Annotated in this window: 20 protein-coding genes; 9 read left to right on the top strand and 11 right to left on the bottom strand. The window is 65.0% G+C overall.

What is annotated here, in order from left to right:
- Positions 1 to 10: 10 nt before the first annotated feature.
- A complete protein-coding gene (locus tag ABG82_RS13105; RefSeq protein ID WP_043078940.1) occupies positions 11 to 907 on the top strand; it encodes a LysR family transcriptional regulator in 897 nt (298 codons plus the stop codon).
- Here the strand turns inward: ABG82_RS13105 and ABG82_RS13100 are convergent.
- The 4 genes from ABG82_RS13100 to ABG82_RS13085 all read right to left on the bottom strand — a co-directional run bounded on the left by ABG82_RS13100 (position 839) and on the right by ABG82_RS13085 (position 5,284).
- Positions 839 to 1,504, bottom strand: a complete 666-nt coding sequence (locus ABG82_RS13100) for a non-oxidative hydroxyarylic acid decarboxylases subunit B (RefSeq protein WP_078343854.1) — start codon at positions 1,502 to 1,504, stop codon at positions 839 to 841. The genes ABG82_RS13105 and ABG82_RS13100 overlap by 69 nt on opposite strands.
- The gene (locus tag ABG82_RS13095; RefSeq protein WP_043078941.1) at positions 1,497 to 1,976 is read right to left on the bottom strand and encodes a hypothetical protein; all 480 of its coding nucleotides are present in this window, start codon (positions 1,974 to 1,976) and stop codon (positions 1,497 to 1,499) included. Before ABG82_RS13095 ends, ABG82_RS13100 begins: the two co-directional genes overlap by 8 nt.
- On the bottom strand, positions 1,973 to 3,394 hold the full coding sequence (locus tag ABG82_RS13090; protein ID WP_043079006.1) for a UbiD family decarboxylase: 1,422 nt from the start codon (positions 3,392 to 3,394) through the stop codon (positions 1,973 to 1,975). The genes ABG82_RS13095 and ABG82_RS13090 overlap by 4 nt, the downstream gene beginning before the upstream one ends.
- A gap of 378 nt (positions 3,395 to 3,772) precedes the next feature.
- Positions 3,773 to 5,284, bottom strand: coding sequence for an FAD-binding oxidoreductase (locus ABG82_RS13085; protein WP_043079007.1), 1,512 nt, complete (start codon positions 5,282 to 5,284; stop codon positions 3,773 to 3,775).
- Positions 5,285 to 5,340: 56 nt separating this feature from the next.
- Between ABG82_RS13085 and ABG82_RS13080 the strand changes: the two genes are divergently transcribed.
- From ABG82_RS13080 to ABG82_RS13070, 3 genes are read left to right on the top strand one after another with little or no spacing between them, the layout of a single operon-like run.
- Entirely contained in the window at positions 5,341 to 6,114 is a 774-nt protein-coding gene (locus tag ABG82_RS13080) for an HAD family hydrolase (protein ID WP_043078942.1), read from the top strand.
- A 9-nt stretch (positions 6,115 to 6,123) separates the two neighbouring features.
- Complete coding sequence (locus ABG82_RS13075; RefSeq protein ID WP_043078943.1) at positions 6,124 to 6,903, top strand: SGNH/GDSL hydrolase family protein; 780 nt, start codon at positions 6,124 to 6,126, stop codon at positions 6,901 to 6,903.
- Positions 6,904 to 6,945: 42 nt separating this feature from the next.
- Positions 6,946 to 7,509 (top strand): hypothetical protein, encoded by a 564-nt coding sequence (locus ABG82_RS13070; protein WP_052511062.1) that lies wholly within the window; start codon positions 6,946 to 6,948, stop codon positions 7,507 to 7,509.
- Between the two features lie 4 nt (positions 7,510 to 7,513).
- On the opposite strand, the gene ABG82_RS13065 is transcribed toward ABG82_RS13070, so the two are convergent.
- The gene (locus ABG82_RS13065) at positions 7,514 to 8,059 is read right to left on the bottom strand and encodes a hypothetical protein (protein WP_043078945.1); all 546 of its coding nucleotides are present in this window, start codon (positions 8,057 to 8,059) and stop codon (positions 7,514 to 7,516) included.
- A 39-nt stretch (positions 8,060 to 8,098) separates the two neighbouring features.
- Between ABG82_RS13065 and ABG82_RS13060 the strand changes: the two genes are divergently transcribed.
- A complete protein-coding gene (locus ABG82_RS13060) occupies positions 8,099 to 9,526 on the top strand; it encodes an alpha/beta hydrolase (RefSeq protein ID WP_078343853.1) in 1,428 nt (475 codons plus the stop codon).
- 24 nt (positions 9,527 to 9,550) lie between these two features.
- On the opposite strand, the gene ABG82_RS13055 is transcribed toward ABG82_RS13060, so the two are convergent.
- From ABG82_RS13055 to ABG82_RS13045, 3 genes are all read right to left on the bottom strand, one after another.
- Positions 9,551 to 10,438, bottom strand: a complete 888-nt coding sequence (locus ABG82_RS13055) for an undecaprenyl-diphosphate phosphatase (RefSeq protein WP_043078946.1) — start codon at positions 10,436 to 10,438, stop codon at positions 9,551 to 9,553.
- A 210-nt stretch (positions 10,439 to 10,648) separates the two neighbouring features.
- The gene (locus tag ABG82_RS13050; protein WP_043079009.1) at positions 10,649 to 11,521 is read right to left on the bottom strand and encodes an LLM class flavin-dependent oxidoreductase; all 873 of its coding nucleotides are present in this window, start codon (positions 11,519 to 11,521) and stop codon (positions 10,649 to 10,651) included.
- 96 nt (positions 11,522 to 11,617) lie between these two features.
- Positions 11,618 to 11,998, bottom strand: a complete 381-nt coding sequence (locus ABG82_RS13045) for a DUF4345 domain-containing protein (RefSeq protein ID WP_043078947.1) — start codon at positions 11,996 to 11,998, stop codon at positions 11,618 to 11,620.
- 106 nt (positions 11,999 to 12,104) lie between these two features.
- Here ABG82_RS13045 and ABG82_RS13040 point away from each other — a divergent pair, with 106 nt between their 5' ends.
- Positions 12,105 to 12,692, top strand: coding sequence for a TetR/AcrR family transcriptional regulator (locus tag ABG82_RS13040; protein ID WP_043078948.1), 588 nt, complete (start codon positions 12,105 to 12,107; stop codon positions 12,690 to 12,692).
- A gap of 57 nt (positions 12,693 to 12,749) precedes the next feature.
- Positions 12,750 to 13,730: a pirin family protein gene (locus ABG82_RS13035; RefSeq protein ID WP_043078949.1), complete on the top strand. Its 981-nt coding sequence runs from the start codon at positions 12,750 to 12,752 to the stop codon at positions 13,728 to 13,730.
- 11 nt (positions 13,731 to 13,741) lie between these two features.
- On the opposite strand, the gene ABG82_RS13030 is transcribed toward ABG82_RS13035, so the two are convergent.
- Positions 13,742 to 14,695 carry a GlxA family transcriptional regulator gene (locus tag ABG82_RS13030; RefSeq protein WP_043078950.1) on the bottom strand — a complete coding sequence of 318 codons (954 nt, stop codon included), beginning with the start codon at positions 14,693 to 14,695 and terminating at the stop codon, positions 13,742 to 13,744.
- A 38-nt stretch (positions 14,696 to 14,733) separates the two neighbouring features.
- On the opposite strand from ABG82_RS13030, the gene ABG82_RS13025 reads away from it, so the two are divergent.
- Positions 14,734 to 15,528, top strand: a complete 795-nt coding sequence (locus ABG82_RS13025; RefSeq protein WP_109475903.1) for an HD domain-containing protein — start codon at positions 14,734 to 14,736, stop codon at positions 15,526 to 15,528.
- Positions 15,529 to 15,530: 2 nt separating this feature from the next.
- On the opposite strand, the gene ABG82_RS13020 is transcribed toward ABG82_RS13025, so the two are convergent.
- Positions 15,531 to 16,796 (bottom strand): competence/damage-inducible protein A, encoded by a 1,266-nt coding sequence (locus tag ABG82_RS13020; protein WP_043078952.1) that lies wholly within the window; start codon positions 16,794 to 16,796, stop codon positions 15,531 to 15,533.
- 31 nt (positions 16,797 to 16,827) lie between these two features.
- Here ABG82_RS13020 and ABG82_RS13015 point away from each other — a divergent pair, with 31 nt between their 5' ends.
- Positions 16,828 to 17,235 (top strand): DUF6194 family protein, encoded by a 408-nt coding sequence (locus ABG82_RS13015; protein ID WP_043078953.1) that lies wholly within the window; start codon positions 16,828 to 16,830, stop codon positions 17,233 to 17,235.
- On the opposite strand, the gene ABG82_RS13010 is transcribed toward ABG82_RS13015, so the two are convergent.
- Complete coding sequence (locus tag ABG82_RS13010) at positions 17,232 to 18,305, bottom strand: GNAT family N-acetyltransferase (protein WP_131676283.1); 1,074 nt, start codon at positions 18,303 to 18,305, stop codon at positions 17,232 to 17,234. The genes ABG82_RS13015 and ABG82_RS13010 overlap by 4 nt on opposite strands.
- Positions 18,306 to 18,356: the final 51 nt, after the last annotated feature.

The following is an 18,356-nucleotide window of genomic DNA, read 5'->3' as shown; positions in this document are numbered from 1 at the left end:
CGCCGGACATATGGACCTGCATCAGCTCGAATGCTTTGTCGCGGTGGTTGATACCGGTACCTTCACCGGCGCCGCCAAACGAATTCATCTCGCCCAGTCCGGCGTCAGCGCCCATGTCAAGGCTCTTGAACGCGAGGTCGGACAGCCTCTCTTCGAACGGCGTCCACGAGCGGCCGTGCTCACCCAGGCGGGCGAGGCACTGCTCCCCCATGCCCGCGCGGCGCTGGACTCCCTGGCGGCAGGGCGCGCGTCCGTGGAGAGCGTGACCGGACTGCTGCACGGACATCTGGCGATAGGGACGATCACCTCGATCTCGCCGCGCAGTATCGATCTCCCCCGGGTATTGACGACCTTTCATCGCCAGCATCCCGGCGTGGAACTCTCGTTGGTCGAAGACTCCTCGGCGACGCTCGCGCGGCGCGTGTCCAACGGCGAACTGGACGCGGCCTTTGTGAGCCTCACCGAGGACTCGCCTACCGGTGTGCATACCCGAGAACTCACCCGTGAGCGGATTACGGCGGCGTTCTCGCCGTCACACCCGTTGGCGGACAACGGCACCACGGTTTCTTTAGCGGAGCTGGCACACTACCCGCTGATCGCGCTGCCACCAGGTTCCGGCATCCGCTGGCAGCTCGACAAGGCACTACACGCGGCGGGTGTCAGCGCCAGGATCAGCTTCGAGGCCAGCGATCCCGATGTGTTGGTAGCGCTCGCGACTCAAGGTCTCGGTGTGGCGGTGGTACCCGAGTCGGCCATCCGCCAGACCAAGAGCGCCGCACACGCCTTGCTGCCGGAGCTACCACCGGGCCGCATCGGAATGCTGTGGCGCCAGGGCAGGTCAACCAACCCCGCCACCTCGGTATTCGCCCGCCATGTTGTCGGATACGTCGAAAGCACGGTCGACTAGCGCCGCCTCGTGGCGAGCCGCGTCCAGCCCTTCCCATCGTTTTGCGTAGGGTGTCTCGACACCGAACTGATCGAGAATCCGGGTCACACAGTGATCCACGATGTCCCCGATTTTCTGGGGGCGGTTGTAGAACGCGGGCATGGGCGGAACTATGCGAACACCCATCTTGCTCAGAGCCAGCATGTTTTCCAGATGGATGGTGCTTAGTGGGGTCTCCCGTGGGGCCAACACCAGCCGTCGCCCCTCCTTGAGAACCACATCCGCGGCCCGGCAGATCAGGTTGTCTGCCAGCCCGTAGCGGATCGCCGCAAGGGTTCGCATGCTGCACGGGACGACGATCATCCCGTCCGTGCGGAACGACCCGGATGATATTGCCGCGCCCTGCTCCCCCAGCTTGTACGTCACATCGGCCAGCGCACACACCTCGCGAACCGAATGCGTGGTTTCCATCTCGATGTTGGTACGCGCCCAGGCACTCATCACCAGATGTGTTTCCACTGAGGGCGTTTGTTGCAGTGTCTCGAGCAGACGAACGGCGAACGGGGCGCCGCTGGCCCCGGTGATCCCAACGATTATCCGGGTCGACGAGTCAGCCACCGGCCACTCCCCGGCGCGGCGCGCCCCCGAGCGTCGCCAGCATCGCGGTGCTCAGCTGCCAGTTCTCCTGCTGCGCCAACTCTGCGGACGTCCGAAAGCACATGGGCTGCAGTGCGATACCAATGTCGTCTCGCCGGTATTCGGTCAGCGTGAACACACATCCCATGAGCCCGCGCTCGGTGGTGGACCCCGTCATACGAAGCTTGGCGTGATGACATGTGGTTCCCCGCACCGCGAGCAGGCTCGCGGTCCCCGTGCGTTTGAGATTAGCGCGGGTCACCCGGCCCGCCACCGCCGCCAGCAGGCTCACGCCGTCCGGGCCGGGCTCCAACTCGGACCGGGACAGCAAGGCAGTGTGCGGATATCCGCCCGTATCGACGGTCACGAAGGGAAAGGCCTGCTCCGTGGCATCGATCTCGGGGAATCCCCGGAGCAGATCGCTCAATTCGCCGGGTATCTGCTGGGCATTCATAGCGGCAGAGTCCCCTTCCAACGATCACGGATCTGGCTGCGATAGCCCTGATCGAATCGATTCGCCTTGGGATAGCTGTCTTTCCACGCGAACGGCTTGCACGCGTCGATGAGCACGATGCCCATCGACAAGTCATTGGCCTCACGTTGGGACGGCGATAGACGAGGGTCGATCGCCGTAGTGGGCGTGCGGATCACGTGAATGGACTCCGCTGGCTTGACCCGGGTGAAAATCGCCCACAGCACATGGTTGATGTCGGTGACGTCGATGTCTTCATCGACCACGACGAAGTAGCGGTCCATGCCGCCGGTGCGCTTGCGCCCGGCCGCCGCCAGCAGGGCCTGCATGGCGTCGCCGGCCCCGGTCTGCTTGATGGAGATGACCATCATCAGCTGACGTGCGTATGCCCAGACACCATGAATGTTCTGGACCCCGGCTGCCTCAAGGTGATCCCAGGTAACCGAGGCCGAGTACAGCGGCACCGCTTGATCACCCGCGGGAACCGTCGGGATCATCGGTGGCGCACCAAGGATGATCGGGTTGTTGCGGTGCAGAATTCGATGCACGCGCACGACCGTCTCATTTCCGGCGTGAGTGAAGTAGCCGGTCCACTCCCCAAAGGGGCCCTCGGGCACCGATTCCTCCGTCACGGGTGGCATCTCGCCCTCGATGACAATCTCTGCGTGTGCGGGAATCGGCAATCCGCTTCCGGGGGCGGCGAGTACCTCGACCCCCGTGCCCCGCAGTCCACCTGCGACGTCGTACTCACAAACCTCCGCAGGCGCTGCGATGGCGGCTGCCGTGGTGAGAATCGGATCGCAGCCCACCACGACCGCGATCGGGCATGACTTCCCGTTATCCCAGTACTTCTTGGCAATCGCCAGGGCGTGGCGATTACCAAGCATCCACAATGACAGGCGATCCTTGCCCTGCACGCACCCGCGATAAGTGCCGACATTGACCCAGCCGGAATCCGGATCCCGGGTGATCACCATGCAGGCGGTGCCGATGTAGCGGCCACCATCACCGTCGTGCCAACGTGGCGTCGGGAAGATGGTGAGGTCGACATCGTCTCCCTCGATGACATTCTCCAGGATGGTCCCGGTGGAAACCTCCACGGGCGGGATGGGATCGATGCGCTTGCTGAGGTCCTTCCAGGTGCGGACGACGTCTATCGCGGATGTGTCGGCCGGTAGCCCGAGCGCCACGGCGCATCGTTGCACCGTTCCCATGAAGTTGGTGAAGACCCGATATCCGGCCGGATATCCCGAGATGTTGTCGAACAACAGCGCCGGGCCCTCTTTCTCCGCGAGGAGCTCGGTGATACAGCCGATCTCCAGGTCCCAATCGGCCCCGTCGATCGTCATCACCTCGTCGTCACCCAGTTCACGAGTCAGTGTGTCGATGTAGTCCCGCAGATCACGAAAAGCAACCATGGCTCATTCGGGCCGCGCGCAGCACGCGGCCCTATCTCCTTTCGCCCGTGCGTAATTGGTTGGACATTGGTTGGACGCGGTGTGCCCGCATCGTTCATTTCACTGTGCGGCGACGCTTGACATAAGTCCAATAGCTAGTTCAGCTGGAAAGCATCCGTAAATCAGATGCCATCGAATAGGCCTCGACCTCAAGCCCACTAGAGGCCCGATCCTGCGGGAGACGCGCACCGATAGCCCCTTCGCCGGGCTGACCACCCACGCCTACCTGTGGACGTGCTGTTCCACAGCCCCGCCACCGAGTCGTCGGGGCATTCTCGGGGGCCTGGACCTGATCGACGCAAATCCGATGACTGACCGCGACTACGGCCGAACCGCCTGCGCGAACCCGAAGACCCCGTTCGGATCATAACTGGCGGCGATCGCTCTCAGCCGCGGCAGGTTTTCTCCGTAATACGCGGCCGCCCACTCGGGCAACCGAGGGTCGATGTAATTCACATACGCGGCGGGGCCGCAGATCTCACCAAGCCGGTCCCGAGCCTCGTTCACGCGCTCGTACGCCATGGCGGCGTCCCCACCGACACCATGGTAGATCTGCACCGAGGCCGCCGCTTTCCGGTGAGGGAAAGCCGTGGCGTCAGCCGGTATTCGGGCCGCAGCCCCACCCAGACTGTCGAAGATGAAGGTAAGCCCGGCCTTGTCCGTCAGGAGTGCTTCGATGCGCGCGGTATCGGCGGCCGCATCCGGAACCATGCGCGAGGACGCCACGAATGCCTCCCTGCGCAATTGACCCTCCTGCGCGCCGGTCCACGACGGATGGCACTGGGCAACAGTCAAAGTGGAGCATCCACCCATGAACTTCATGGCGTCGAGAAAGGGCATTTCGGCAATAAATCGGTCGGTGACCGTACCCCCGACCGAGCCGCGCAGGTCTTCGGCCAGCTCGCGCGGATCTTCCTCCTGGGCAATGCATCCCACAATCCGGCAGTGCGGCACGGCGCCGCCGATCGCTTGCAGCGTAGTCCACAACCCATCGGGAGCACCGGCCATGACGGCCAGCCATCGGCGCATGATCGCAGCCATGTCGCCTGGAGCGTAGTCAAGGGTGAACACCGTCAGCTCGACAGTCTCGGCCGTTTCGAAAGTGAACTCGGTTGCAATGCAGAAGTTTCCGCCGCCAACGCCGCGAATTGCCCAGAACAGATCCGGCTCGGAGTCCTTCGATACCACCCGAACCTTGCCGTCCCCGGTCACCACGCGAGCCGAAACGAGTTGATCGCAGGTAAGCCCGAGCTTGCGGGTGAGCACCCCCACCCCGCCGCCCAACGTCAATCCGGCGATGCCGACTGTCGGGCACGACCCCCCGGCCAGCATTCGGCCGGCGCCCGCAACGCCGGCATACACGTCGATCAGGCGCGCTCCGGCCCCGATCACTGCCTGCGTCCCGGTGACCGTGACCCCGGCCATACGGCCCAGATCTACCACCAAACCAGCATCGGGAACGCAGTAGCCGGCATAGCTGTGCCCGCCGCTGCGCGCCGCTATCGGCAACCGGGCACCCGCTGCGAATTCCACGCAGCGTGCCACGTCCTGCTCGGACGCGCAGAACGCCACCGCACCAGGGCGGTTCACGTCGAACAGTGGATTGAATGCCCGTGCGAAATCGTCCATGGCAGCCTCGCCACGCAGCACAAGAGTTCCAGATAGGCTGCGGCGCAGCACTTCCCATCCAAGATCAGACGGCGCACCGACGGGAGAATCGGGCGCGCATCCGCTCACCGATGTTGAGGCGAGTGCCAGCATGGCCCCAGCGCACAGCGCCGCACGCCTGCTGATCAGCACGGGGGCTCGTGCGGTGCGCGACCGTGGATCCATCACCCCATCTTGTCTTCACGGACCCGTGTGCGCCGGGCAACGGTAGATTGACGGCTATGACGGCCAACTCGGCATCCGATCCCGTGGCCGATCTGGCGCTCAGTGCCGGTGGCGCGCGAATAGGGGCCTTCTTCGATCTGGATGGCACCCTCGTGGCCGGATTCACGCCGACGGCACATGCCCGCGATCGGATGCGCCGACGTCAGGCCAGCGTGGGCGAGGTGCTGGGAGTTCTGGAGGCCACGTTCCGGTACAAGCTGGGCCGCATGGAATTCGAACGACTGGTGGTGCGGGCGGCCGGATACCTGCGCGGCGACTCACTGAGCGAGCTTGAGGCAGTGGGTGAACGAATCTTCCACCAGCACAACGCCTCGATGATCTACCCGCAGATGCGTGAGCGGGTACGGGCCCATCAGGAGCGGGGCCATACCGTGGTGCTGAGTTCCTCGGCACTGACCATCCATGCCGTGCCGGTGGCGCGTCACCTGGGGATCAGCCATGTGCTGTGCAACCACTTCGACGTCGACGATCGCGGACTGCTCACCGGCGATATTCGCAAACCCATTGTGTGGGGCCGCAACAAGGCGGCCGCCGTTCGGCGGTTCTGCGACTCCAACGCCGTTGACTTGCAGCGCAGTTACTTCTACGCGGACGGCGAGGAGGACATAGATCTGATGGCCCTGGTCGGCGCACCCTGCCCGGTGAATCCGCGCGGCAGGCTGGCGGTGCTGGCATCCGAGCAGGGCTGGCCGGTGCTGCGGCTGGACGATCCACGCCCACGCGGAGTGGGGTCGTCGCTACGGCGGCTTGCCGCACTCACCCGCCGATAGGCTGGGCATATGGCGGGACGCTACGTGGCCCTGGGAAGTTCGATGGCAGCCGGGCCGGGCATCGGCCCGCGCGTGCCAGGATCGCCCCGGCGGGCGGGGCGATCGGCACGCAACTACCCGCACCAGATTGCCGAGCGCATGGGGTACCAGCTGGTCGATGTCACCCATTCCGGGGCCACCACGGCACATGTCCTGACCGACCCGCAGCACACCGCCGCACCACAGATCGACGCGCTCGACGGCAGTGAGGAGCTGGTGACCGTCACCATCGGCGGCAATGACGTGGGATATGTGCCGTTCCTGGTGGCCGCCGCGCTACCGCGCATCCTGCGTGTGCTGCCCGTGGTCGGTGTTGCGCTACGAGAGCTGCTGGACACCGGCAAGCGCGAGGCGGCTGTGACGGTCATCGGGGAATCCCTGCGCGCGGTGGGTGAGCAGGTGCGAAGCAGGGCACCACGCGCCCGGGTGCTCTTTGTCGACTATCTCTCGTTGCTACCGCCTCAGGGCGAGCCCGCGCCTCCGTATACATCCAGCGAGACGGCAACCGGACATCGCATCGCCGCAGCCCTCGCGTCGGCGACCGCGGCGGCCGCGCACGCCACTGGCTGCGAGATCGTTCAGGCATCAGCCGCCAGCACCGACCGCCACGCCTGGTCAGCGCACCCCTGGACGACACGGCCCGGCATCCCCTGGCCGTGGCACCCGGCACCGCTGCACCCCAACGAGGAGGGCATGACAGCCGTCGCAGATCTCGTATTGGCCCTATTGGACGACGCGTCTAATGACTGAGGTTGTGTCTTGAGGGCGCCGCCGCATTGCGATACTTGACCCGTGCGCACAACTCCCCTGCTGATGGCTCCCGTCTTCGCAACCGCGCTGGGGATCGCCTGCGCCGGCCCGGCGGCGGCAGTGGCGCCTCCGGCCGACGGGACCTACCGGCTGATCGAGGAGGGCCTCGGCGATGTCACCTGGACAATGTCCGCCGTCTGCGTGCAAGCCTCAGGCACCCGCATCCAATCGGACTACACCGATCCCACGATCCAGGCCGACGGCTGCACCCTCACCGTCACCAGCGCAACACCGGACATCGTCAAGCACGCCGACAAGCTCCAGAACTTCTCCATCCCCGCCAAACTGGTTGATGACCAGTGGACCTTCATCCATGCCCGCCCGCAGGGTATGACCTGCCCCGACGGCAGCTTCGCCGCTACCCAGGAGAAGTACGTCTTCAACGACGAGACCCTCGCGGGCACGCACACCACCATCCACAGCGCGGTCTGCGGCGGTCAGCCCGGGATGACGAAGAAACCCTTCAGCCTGCAATTCGTGAAGCCCCTCGAGGTACCCGTCGAACGCTTCCCGCAGTACTGCGACGGATTCGCACACTGCTGGTAGCTGCTCAGGGCAGTAACGGCACCCGCCACAGCGCCATACCGGGCTCGATCACCAACAGTCGCGTCAACGTCAATCGTGTGATCAGCAACGCTCCCCGAATCATCACCACCGCAATGGGCAGCTCCACCGCGACAGCCGTCAGGATCGCCCACCACACTTCGCTCGGGCCGGCTGTCATCACATCGAACCAGGCATCACAGATGAGGAGCACTCCGGTGGTGAACGCCGTCAACACCAGCAGTTGACGGCGCAACAGGCCTAACACCGCGGTGGCTGCCATGAAGGCCACCAACAGCATGTCGAACCCGACCCACGTCACCGTCCACCGCTGTGCCACATAGTTTTCGGGCAGTGTGAACGCAAGGTAAGTGATCCATGGAATCAAGGCGACAGAGCCACCGATCATCAGGCCCAGCCGCAGCGCGCGAAACCTGGCCAGATTTGGCGGAGCCACCTCACTGAGCGGGCGTTCCAGCCGCTGGATCAGCTCTCGGCGCTCGTCGGCGGACATCAGCGCGATCGCCTGGTCCGACAGGTAACTCTGGGTCATGTACAGCTTCCTCCCAGGAAACGTCATCACAATGTCAGCGTGCCACCGACTACGCCGACGCCAGCTCCGGCGCCGACCCCTATCCCACAGTTGCCCGCCAACGATTTCCATCAGTACAGCCACGGGGTTTCCGCCCTCGGCGGCTGGTTTCCGATCGTTGTTCAGGTGCTGGCGGTGGTGGCACTACTGGTTGTCATCGGATGGCGCACCCGCCGCTGGCGTCTGCTGTGGGTGCCCGTGAGCGTAGCCGTCGGCGCGCTAGGCGCCGTGGCGGCGTGGGTCTACATGAACTCCGAGGGTCTGGCTTCGGATCCGGCGCCGTTGCGGCTGTGGTTGTGGATCGGGGTATTTGCCACATCGGTCGCGGTCGCCGTCATCGGCTTCCGCGGCGCGCCATGGTGGCGTCGCGGTATATCGCTGCTGGCCATTCCGCTCACGCTGCTCGCGGCGCTCGTCGCACTCAACACCTGGGTCGGCTACTACCCCACCGTGCAGGCGGCGTGGGGCGCGATCTCCGCGGGCCCGCTGCCCAATGAGGTCGATATGAACGACCTTGCCGGTCTGCGCAACTCGAACCCCGCGACCGGCAAGCTGGTGCAGGTGGACATCCTCGCCGACGCGAGTGGATTCAAACACCGCGGCGAATACGTCTACCTGCCGCCCGCCTGGTTCGCGGGTGATAGCCCGCCCCGGCTGCCCGTGGTGATGATGATCGCCGGGGAATTCAACACCCCCGCCGACTGGGTGCGCACCGGTAACGCCACCCAAATGATCGATGACTACGCCAAGTCGCACAACGGGCTGACGCCGATCTTCGTCTTCGTCGATGTCGCGGGAAGTTTCAACAACGACACCGAATGCGTCAACGGGCCCCGGGGGAACGCCGCGAACCATCTCACCGAGGACGTACGGCCATATGTGGTCTCGGAATTCAACGGATCACCCGACGCCGCGAACTGGGCGGTCGTCGGCTGGTCCATGGGCGGCACCTGCGCTATCGACCTGACAGTCATGCATCCGGACCTGTTCTCCACGTTCGTCGATATCGCCGGCGACCACGGACCCACTGCCGGAACCAAACAACAGACGATCGACCGTCTGTACGGCGGCGACGCCGCCGCATGGGATGCCTTCGATCCCCGAACTGTCATGGCCAAGCACGGACCGTACACCGGTGTGACGGGATGGTTCGAAGAGGCGATCCCGCCGGCCGACGCCAAAAAGCCGAGCGGTCCCAAGCGGCCCACGGCCGACACGCCCACCGGAATCGGCGGGCACGACGACGTGACCGACGACGACAGGGAGGGCGCCGCGCAGGATCTGTGCACGGCGGCGCAGCAGGTCCACATCTCCTGCACGATTCACCAGATGATCAGCGGGCACACCTGGCAGTTCGCCAGCCGCACCTTCTCGGACGCGTTGCCGTGGCTGGCCGCACAGATACGCACACCGGGGTCAACCAGCTAGGACTTCGGCCGTGCGGGCGCAGGCCTAGAGAAAGTGGACCATCGACACCGCACCCGCCAGCAGGCAGTACACCGCGAACGGGATCAGGGTGCGGGTGTGGAAGTACTTGGTGAGGAAGCGCACCGCCAGATAGGCGGCCACCGCTGCGACCAGGGAGCCGACCACGACCTGCCCGAGGATGCCGTCCCCCTGCGGGCCGGCCAATGTCGGCAGCTTGAGCACGCCTGCGGCCAGGATCACCGGAGTGGCGAGCAGAAACGCGAATTTGGCGGAGTCCTCATGGTCTAGCCCGCGAAGCAGTCCCCCGACCATCGCCACACCCGAGCGGCTGATGCCCGCGAGCAACGCCAGGCTCTGCGCCACGCCGATGGTGCCCGCGTCCACGTAACTCAGATCCGCGATCTGCTTAGGGCTCTGCGCGTTGTGTGCGTTGGCGGCCTGAGCTACTTGCCGCCGGCGCAGTACCTCGGCGCCGGCCAGCAGGAGCCCATTGATGAACAGGAACACGGCGGCGGCGCTGGGTTTGGCGAATAGGGTGCGCAGCGAGTGCTCAAGCAGTAGCCCGAGCAACCCCACCGGAATGGTCGCGACCACGATCAGCCAGCCAAGCCGCTGAGCCGAGGTCTCGATCTTTCGGGTGCGTACCGAGGTGATCAGCCCCGCGATGATGCCGACCCAATCGCGCCAATAGAACACCAAGAGCGCCAGCGCAGTGGCCACATGCAACCCGACCACAAATGCCAGGTACGGGGTGCCGGTATCCGAGTCACCCTGAGTCACAAGGTTCTGCCACGAGCCGCCGATCCATGCCGGCACCAGTACCGAGTGGCCGAGGCTGGACACGGGAAAGAGCTCGGTGACTCCCTGCAGGGCTCCGATGACGATGGCCTGGGTATAGGTCAACGCGGACAATGGCTTTCCTTACGAGTGGGCTGGTTGAGGGCTATCCGGGCGGTCCGGACGGAATGCGGCCCACACCCTGCCACAGAAACCTGGAGATCGTCCGGGCGGGTGCCCCGTGGCCGCAACCACGGCGTGCGGACGCAAAAGTCCCCGAACACGCGATGTGCCGGGGACTTTTGCGTCCGTGCGCGGAAAGAACGAGGCGCTGGGGATTGACCGCTAGGGATTGACCTTGGAGACGACGTGTTCGGCGAAGCTCTCCAGGTTTCTGATCTTGGTCTCCAGCGGCTCGGTGTCGTTTCCGATCATGTACGGAATACGGAAGCCCACGATGACGTCGGTGACGCCCTTGTCCTCCAAGCGCTTTACGCCGTCAACGGTGAATCCGTCGAGAGAGATGACGTGGACCTCGAACGGTTTGTCGGCGGTTCCTTCTTCTTCACGGAACTTGTTCAGCTTGGCCAGCAGCTCATCCAGGTCCTCGGTGCCACCGCCGTGCATCCAGCCGTCGCATCGGGCCGCGCGCCGCAGGGCCGCGTCGGCATGACCACCGATGAGGATCGGGATGGGCGCCGTCGGCGCAGGGCACATCTTGGTCTTGGGGATGTCGTAGAACTCGCCGTGAAACTCGAAGTAGTCGCCGGTGGTGAGTCCCTGAATGATCTCGATGCACTCGTCCATACGCTTACCGCGCTTGGCGAAGGGCACGTTCATGAGCTCGTAATCCTCGGGCCAGGGGCTGGTGCCCACGCCCAGACCCAGACGGTTACCGGTCAATGCCGCGATGGACGAGGCCTGCTTGGCCACCAGCGCGGGCGGCCGGATCGGCAACTTGAGGACGAAGATGTTGAACCGAAGAGTCGAGGTCACGGCGCCCAGCGCCGCGGTGAGGGTCAGCGCCTCGATGAACGGTTTGCCTTCCAGGAATTCGCGATTCCCGTCGGGCGTATACGGATACTTCGCATCCGACTCGTAGGGATACGCCAGACTGTCGGCGATGGTCATCCCGTTGTATCCGGCAGCCTCGGCCGCCTGGGCCAACGGGATGTAGTACGACGGGTCGGTCATCGCCTCGGCGAAGGTGAACCGCATAGATTCCTCCTGGAGTGCCTCCGGCAGCACCGGCGCTGTCGGTACTACGCACTCTAGCGGTTACGAAATCTGAACTCGCATATTGTTTTTGCGGCGTCAACGAGCCTTCTCGTCTGCGCCTGCGATGGCGAAAAACAGTGCCGGAACCGCGATTTCGACGACGAGCATAGCGATCCAGAACGGGTGCGGCTGCCCACTGTCGATCAATGAAACCACCCGGCCAAGGCCACCGGCCAGCAGCCCCGCCGCCAGCAGCCGAATCGCGATACCCGGAATCGGCGAGAGCCGCGCTACCCAGATCCACGCGACCCCGTACACGGCGAAGAGCCCGGCGAAGAACCGTTCCTGGCTGTCCGTACTCGCATTGACCTCGCCACCGCCGAACACCGTTTCCGGCCCGCCGACAACGTGATACAACCCGATCGCCACGCAGGTCACCCCGGTCAGGACGGCCAGATACTTGAGCACTTTGTCCATGTCACGTCCTTGGAAATCTCAACGGAATTGATAGAACGTTCTAGTAGGACCGTACAATGCGTGCCACGCGGAGACAAGGTTCTTGAAGGATCCGAAAGGACATGCGATGCCCGCCGACACTCGCGATCGAATAGTCGCGGCCACCTGCGAACTGTTCCGCCGGCAGGGCATGACCGGCACCGGGCTCAAACAGATCGCCCAGAGTGCGGGCGCTCCGTTCGGATCCATCTATCACTTCTTCCCCGGAGGCAAAGCCCAGCTGGCCGATGAGGCGATCCGGGCTTCGGGTGCGATGTATCGGGACCTGGTGATGGCGGTCTTCGACCAGGGCGGTCCCGACCTACCGGAAACCATTCGAACAGCATTCACCACGGCCGCCGACAACCTCATGGCAACCGACTACGCCGACGCCTGCCCGATTGCCACCATCGCACTGGAGGTGGCAAGTACGGACGAAACACTGCGTCGCGCCACTGCCGACGTCTTCACCGACTGGATCGAGCAGGGCACCGAGCGAATCGCCGGATCAGGCCTGCCGCATACCGTGCGCCGCCGCCTCATCCTGGGATTCATCAGCAGCCTGGAGGGCGCGTTTGTGCTGAGCCGGGCACTGCGAAGCCCCGAGCCATTATTGGCCGCGGGTGAGGCGGTGGCCGCCGCGGCCGCCTGCGCCCTCAACACCCGGCCGGAATAAAGCGGACTGCGGTCCGGTTGATGAGGGCATAGCGACACAACCCCCAAGGAGGTTCTCATGCCAGCTATCACCGTATCGTCGACGGAAGCCCTGACCCTGCCGCGCATCACAGCCCCCGAGCCCACCGACACCGAACGCCCGGTGCGATCCATCACCACCGGTCCGCGCGGTTACGAGGGCGAGGGCTTCCCCGTTGTGCGCGCCTTCGCCGGCGTGTCCTCCGCCGAGTTGGATCCGTTCATCCACATGGACCAAATGGGCGAGGTCGAGTACGAACCGGGCGAACCGCGCGGGACGAGTTGGCATCCCCACCGCGGCTTCGAAACGGTCACGTACATGATCGACGGCAGATTCGCGCATCAGGACTCCCATGGCGGCGGCGGGCTCATTCACGACGGTGCCACCCAGTGGATGACGGCGGGATCCGGAATTCTGCATATCGAAACTCCCCCAGCAGAACTGGTGGAGAGCGGCGGCACCTTCCACGGCATCCAGCTGTGGGTCAATCTTCCGGCACGTGACAAGTTCCTGACCCCCGCGTATCAGGCGATCGAGGGAGCGCAGACCACACTGGTGACCTCAACCGACGGCGGCGCGCTGGTGCGCATCATTGCCGGCGACATCGGCCCACATCACGGCCCGGGTAGCACCCACACGCCAATCACCCTGGCACATGCCACCATTCAGCCAGGCGCACAATTGAACGTGCCCTGGAACCGAGAGTTCAATTCCCTGGTTTATGTGCTCTCTGGGCGCGGTACCGTCGGCACGTTGGGTCACCCCATCGAACAGGGACAACTCGCGGTACTGGGCCCGGGAGACCGGATCACGGTCCACGCCGGTGAGACCCAGGATGGCAACCGTCCCGCGATGGAGGTGCTGCTCTTGGGTGGCCGGCCGATCCGCGAGCGCGTAGTGGCCTATGGCCCGTTCGTGATGAATACCAAGGCCGAACTGATTCAGGCGGTCGAGGATTATCAGGCAGGCCGCTTCGGCGTCATTCCGCCCGATGCCCTGATGCCACACGTCGCGCGCTGACGGCAACGCGCCTACCGCCGGAAGGCCCGGCGGTAGGCGCTCGGCGTGGTGGCGGTAACCCGGCGCAGGTGTGTCCGCATCGCGGTAACACTGCCGAATCCACACTGTGCGGCAATGGATTCCATCGTCATCTCGGTGTTCTCCAGCAGCTCGCGAGCCCGGGTGGCACGCTGTAGGTCAAGCCACCGTTTGGGGGTGGTACCCACCTCCTCGGCGAAGCGCCGGTTGAAGGTGCGCAGACTCAGATGCGCGCGGCGCGCAAGCGCCGACACGTCATCGATCTCGGCGAGGTGCCCTGCTGCCCAACTCAGCGCCGGACCAAGGCCGACGGAATCATGAAAGGTCTTGGCGGGCGGGATGAACTGAGCTTGGCCACCATCACGATGGGGCGCCATGACATTCCAGCGGGCCATATCGGATGCGGCCGCCGCACCCAACTCGCGCCGCACCACGTGCAGGCACAGGTCCATACCCGCCGACAGCCCCGCCGACGTGAGAATGTCACCGTCATCGACGTACAAGACGTCGGGCCGCACGTCGACCAGCGGATAAAGCCGGCGCATATCGCCGCAGTACTCCCAGTGCGTGGTCGCGGGCCTTCCGTCCAACAGGCCCGCGGCGGCCAAGACAAAAGCACCCAAGCAGATGCTGAACACCACGGCTCCGCGCTGATGCGCGGCCACCAAAGCGTTCAGCACGTCATCCGGTGGCGGATAGTCGTGTGGGGCACGCGCGGGGACGACCACGATATCGGCGGACTCGAGGGCATCGATGCCATGCTCCACCTCAAGAGTGAAACCGTCCGGTGTCCAGACACTCCCGGCCCGGTGACCGCAGGTCACCAGATCGAAGCCGTCCGGCGCACCCGCGCGCCCCGGCCCCCTGCGGAACATCTGCACAGCACACGCCAGGTCATAGGTGATCAGACCGTCGAGGGCCAGCGCCGCGACCGTCTTGGTGCCCATGACTCACTATGGCATGAATCCGAGTATCTGTGGCATTCATGCCACTGGCTGCTCTCGGCGCGCTCGACTTGACTTACGTCATGACGACATTCGAACTGGACTGGGAGTGGGCGACCCGAACCGGCGGGACGATCACAGCCACACAGCGGCGCGCACTGTTGGGGCGCCTGATCCGCACGCTGCCAGGGATGGTGAGCGACGCCGTCAGAACCCGGATCGGACGGCGCGGGCAGGGACGCGTCGAATTCGGATCAATTGCGGTGCCCGATTCCGCGCTCGCGTTGGCGGCCGAGCAGGAGGCACGCGACTGTGTCACGCCGCACGTGCTCGAACATTCGTATCGCACCTACTTCTTCGGAAAGGCATTGGCCGAGCTGGACGGGATCCGCGTCGACGATGAGCTGGTGTACGTCGCGAGCCTGTTGCACGATCTGCAGCTGGAACATCCGACACCCGGGCGATGCTTCGCCGTGGTGGGCGGTGAACGCGCCGCGCAGTTCGTGAGGGATCAGGGCGCGCCCGAGACGCGAGCACAGGCGGTCGGCGCGGCAGTCGCCGCGCATATCACCCTGGGCGCCAGTGAAAACCTGTCAGATCCAGGCGGATTCGTCTCAGCGGGGGCCGGAACCGATGTGTTCGGCCTGCGACTCTCCGACCTCGATACCGAGTGGGTACAGGAGCTGTTACGGCGCCATCCCCGACTGGATTTCAAACGGCACATGCTCAAGGCCTGGGCAGCAGAAAGCTCCGCGGTGCCGTCCGGACGTGCCGCTTGGCTGACCCGATACGCGGCCTTCCCGATGCTGATCAAGGCGGCCCCGTTCAGCGAATAGGACTATTGCTGTAACAGCCGGCGCAGCAGATGCAGGGCGACGGTAGTGGCGCGTTCGCGGATTTGGTTGCGGTTCCCGGGGATAACGACCCGCAGATCCGCCCGCTCCCCCGCTACCGTCTTGACACAGAAACACACAGTGCCCACCGGCTTGTCGGGCGAGCCGCCGCCCGGTCCCGCGACCCCCGTCGTGGACACCGCGATATCGGCACCCAGAGCCGTCAAAACACCGTCGGCCATGGCCGCTGCCACCTGCGGTGATACCGCCCCGTGAGTGGCGAGAAGCTGCGGGTCCACCTGCAACTGGCCGATCTTTACGTCGTTGGCGTAGCTGATGACACCGCCGAGGAAGTATGCCGAGGATCCCGGCACATCCGCGATCCGGGCCCCCAGCAGCCCTGCCGTGCACGACTCGGCGACGGCAAGGCGTCTTCCCCGCAGCAGCGCGGCCACCACCTGGTCGACGGTTGAACCATCGGAGGAGAACAGCGCCGCGCCATGTCGAGTCGCGATGAACTCGTGGAGGCGTTCCCAGGCGGGCCGGGCGGACGGTTCGAACCGGGTGACCACCTCGACCTCGCTGCGCCGCAGGCAGGTGGTGATCTCCAGCGCGGCAAGACTTCCCAGCGCTTCCTCGGCGAGACGAAGCGTCTCGGCGATATCCGGCTCGGTGATTCCGTACAGCCGCAGGATCGTCTGCTCGATGGCCACCGCATCGTCACCGACAAGTCCGCGAAAAGGCTCGGCACGCACCACCGCGGGCCACATCCGCTGCAGTTCGTGCGGCGGCCCAGGCAAAACCACAATGACCACTTTGCCCGCGGTCACGATCGCTCCCGGCGCGGTACCCACCGGATCCAGGATCTGTCCCCGAGCCGGAACCAGCGCCTGCTTGGCAATGCCGACCCGCAGCGCCTCCCAGTCGACATTTTCCCAGCGATCGGCCATCGGACGCAACCGGTCCATGATCGCCGCTTCCAGTGCGGCATCGAAAACAAGTGTGGTGTCGGCAAATTCAGCCACGGTAGGCAATGTCATATCGTCGGCGGTGGGCCCGAGGCCGCCCGATGTGATGATGAGATCGACGCCTTGATCGGTGAGAAACTGAAGCTGCGCAAGCAGATCGTCCTTGCGGTCTCCGCACACGCAGATATGCGCGACATCGATTCCCGCTTCGCGTAGGTGTTCGGAAAGCCATGGCCCGTTCGCGTCGGCGACCCGCCCGGTGAGGACTTCCGTGCCCGTGACCACGATTCCCGCTCGCAACATGTGAGCAGCCTAGGCCGGTAAGTTTGGCGCCATGGCTGTGGGCATCGACGAGGGCGCCGTCATCGAATACATCGTCACCACCTTCCCCGACCTCCAACACGAGGTCATGCAGGGTAATTGGTTCTTCTTCAGCGGCACCGATCGTCAAGTACCGGTGATCACGCTGATGTCGAACGCCGCATACGACTCCCACTCCGATTTGGAGCGCCCGTCGGTGTACCGCCTCAACATCGGGGTGGGTGGCACCACATTTACCAACCTGCTGCGAGGCCAGGATGCGTCGAGTGCCATCGACTACACCGAATTCGACCGGGTCTTGCCGCATCCGGAGTACAGCGGTGCCAAATGGGTGTGCGTGGTCAACCCCAGTGAGGACACATTCGCCGAGGTGGTGCGACCGCTGCTGGCCGAGGCCCACGCCCGTGCGGCGCGGGATTAGTCAGCCGTGAGATACGTCCACAGATGGCGAGTGATACCCGACTCGCCATAGGTGGGCAGAGTAGGCCCCTCGCCCTGGAAGCCCGCTGCCGCGAGGGCCTCGATCAGGACCAGATCGTCGGCGCGCGCGGCCACGACGACCCGCCGCGTGGGTGCCGGAGCCGCCCGCACCCGCGCCGCGAGTTTCACGAGATCCGGCGTGAACGCGTCCTCGGGCGCATCAGCATGCGCTCTGACGATGAGCTCGGTCGTGGAGCTTCCGGGGTCGACGGATATCTCGATCACCCCCGCCGGACGTCCCGAAATATCAACCGGTACTGTCGAATTAGCGTTCGGTGTGGTGCGCCGAAGCCGATTGCGCAGCTCGTAATGGCCGCACGCCAACAGCTGGCTCCACGGGATCGCCGGACGGCCGGCGCGGACCCGTTCGGGCGCGCCGTTCGACAGCGCGTCCCGTTTGCCGCGCAAGGCGGCGAGGTTCTCGGCGGAATTGGCCTGAAACCAGATCTCGTGATCGCTGGGAGCGCCATCGAAGATGCGGAGTCTGCGACACGTCTGCAGCCTGGACCAACCCACGGCCTGGGCAAGTCGGTGAACGGCCACGTTCTGCACCGCCAACGGTGCCACCGCGTGCGGAACATGCGGATCGGCCTCGAATCCGGCGATGATCAACGCGGTCTGCGCCCACATGGTGACCGAGTGCGGAACCCCGGCCGTCCATGTCGACACCTCCGTACCTCCGGTCCGTGGGTGTCGACCAGCCATGACCAGATGACCGGCCACGCGCTCTTGGCCACTGTCGAGATGGACCAACAGGTACGAAACCCAGCCGCGCGCCGCGTCGGCAAGCGCCTGCCGCCGGGTGTGGACCCACATGTACGGCGAGTGAGCTTCGGGCCACGACATCTCCTGGTGCGCGAAGGCCGGCGCCAAACGCCGCTCGTAGCGCAGGTTCGTTTCCCGCCAGGACGGGCCATCTGACAGTCGGGGTTTACGCAACATGACGGTCATGCCGTCAACCCGGACCGGCCCCAGGCAAGCCGGGGCGCTATGTCGATCGCGTGCGCGCACCTGGGCAGGGTAGCGCACCACACAAACACGCGATGCGGTGATTAATCAACT

Source organism: Mycobacteroides immunogenum, from assembly GCF_001605725.1.
Lineage (GTDB): Bacteria > Actinomycetota > Actinomycetes > Mycobacteriales > Mycobacteriaceae > Mycobacterium > Mycobacterium immunogenum.
Note: the sequence above shows the minus strand (reverse complement) of the source record. Positions and strands in the feature narration are given on the sequence as shown.

What these genes read in the sequence shown, in the direction of transcription:
- ABG82_RS13105 (WP_043078940.1), top strand. Translation starts at nt 11, where the DNA reads ATGGACCTGCATCAGCTCGAATGCTTTGTCGCGGTGGTTGATACCGGT.
- ABG82_RS13095 (WP_043078941.1), bottom strand. Translation starts at nt 1,976, where the DNA reads ATGAATGCCCAGCAGATACCCGGCGAATTGAGCGATCTGCTCCGGGGA.
- ABG82_RS13085 (WP_043079007.1), bottom strand. Translation starts at nt 5,284, where the DNA reads ATGGATCCACGGTCGCGCACCGCACGAGCCCCCGTGCTGATCAGCAGG.
- ABG82_RS13080 (WP_043078942.1), top strand. Translation starts at nt 5,341, where the DNA reads ATGACGGCCAACTCGGCATCCGATCCCGTGGCCGATCTGGCGCTCAGT.
- ABG82_RS13075 (WP_043078943.1), top strand. Translation starts at nt 6,124, where the DNA reads ATGGCGGGACGCTACGTGGCCCTGGGAAGTTCGATGGCAGCCGGGCCG.
- ABG82_RS13065 (WP_043078945.1), bottom strand. Translation starts at nt 8,059, where the DNA reads ATGACCCAGAGTTACCTGTCGGACCAGGCGATCGCGCTGATGTCCGCC.
- ABG82_RS13050 (WP_043079009.1), bottom strand. Translation starts at nt 11,521, where the DNA reads ATGCGGTTCACCTTCGCCGAGGCGATGACCGACCCGTCGTACTACATC.
- ABG82_RS13045 (WP_043078947.1), bottom strand. Translation starts at nt 11,998, where the DNA reads ATGGACAAAGTGCTCAAGTATCTGGCCGTCCTGACCGGGGTGACCTGC.
- ABG82_RS13040 (WP_043078948.1), top strand. Translation starts at nt 12,105, where the DNA reads ATGCCCGCCGACACTCGCGATCGAATAGTCGCGGCCACCTGCGAACTG.
- ABG82_RS13035 (WP_043078949.1), top strand. Translation starts at nt 12,750, where the DNA reads ATGCCAGCTATCACCGTATCGTCGACGGAAGCCCTGACCCTGCCGCGC.
- ABG82_RS13030 (WP_043078950.1), bottom strand. Translation starts at nt 14,695, where the DNA reads ATGGGCACCAAGACGGTCGCGGCGCTGGCCCTCGACGGTCTGATCACC.
- ABG82_RS13025 (WP_109475903.1), top strand. Translation starts at nt 14,734, where the DNA reads ATGCCACTGGCTGCTCTCGGCGCGCTCGACTTGACTTACGTCATGACG.
- ABG82_RS13020 (WP_043078952.1), bottom strand. Translation starts at nt 16,796, where the DNA reads ATGTTGCGAGCGGGAATCGTGGTCACGGGCACGGAAGTCCTCACCGGG.
- ABG82_RS13015 (WP_043078953.1), top strand. Translation starts at nt 16,828, where the DNA reads ATGGCTGTGGGCATCGACGAGGGCGCCGTCATCGAATACATCGTCACC.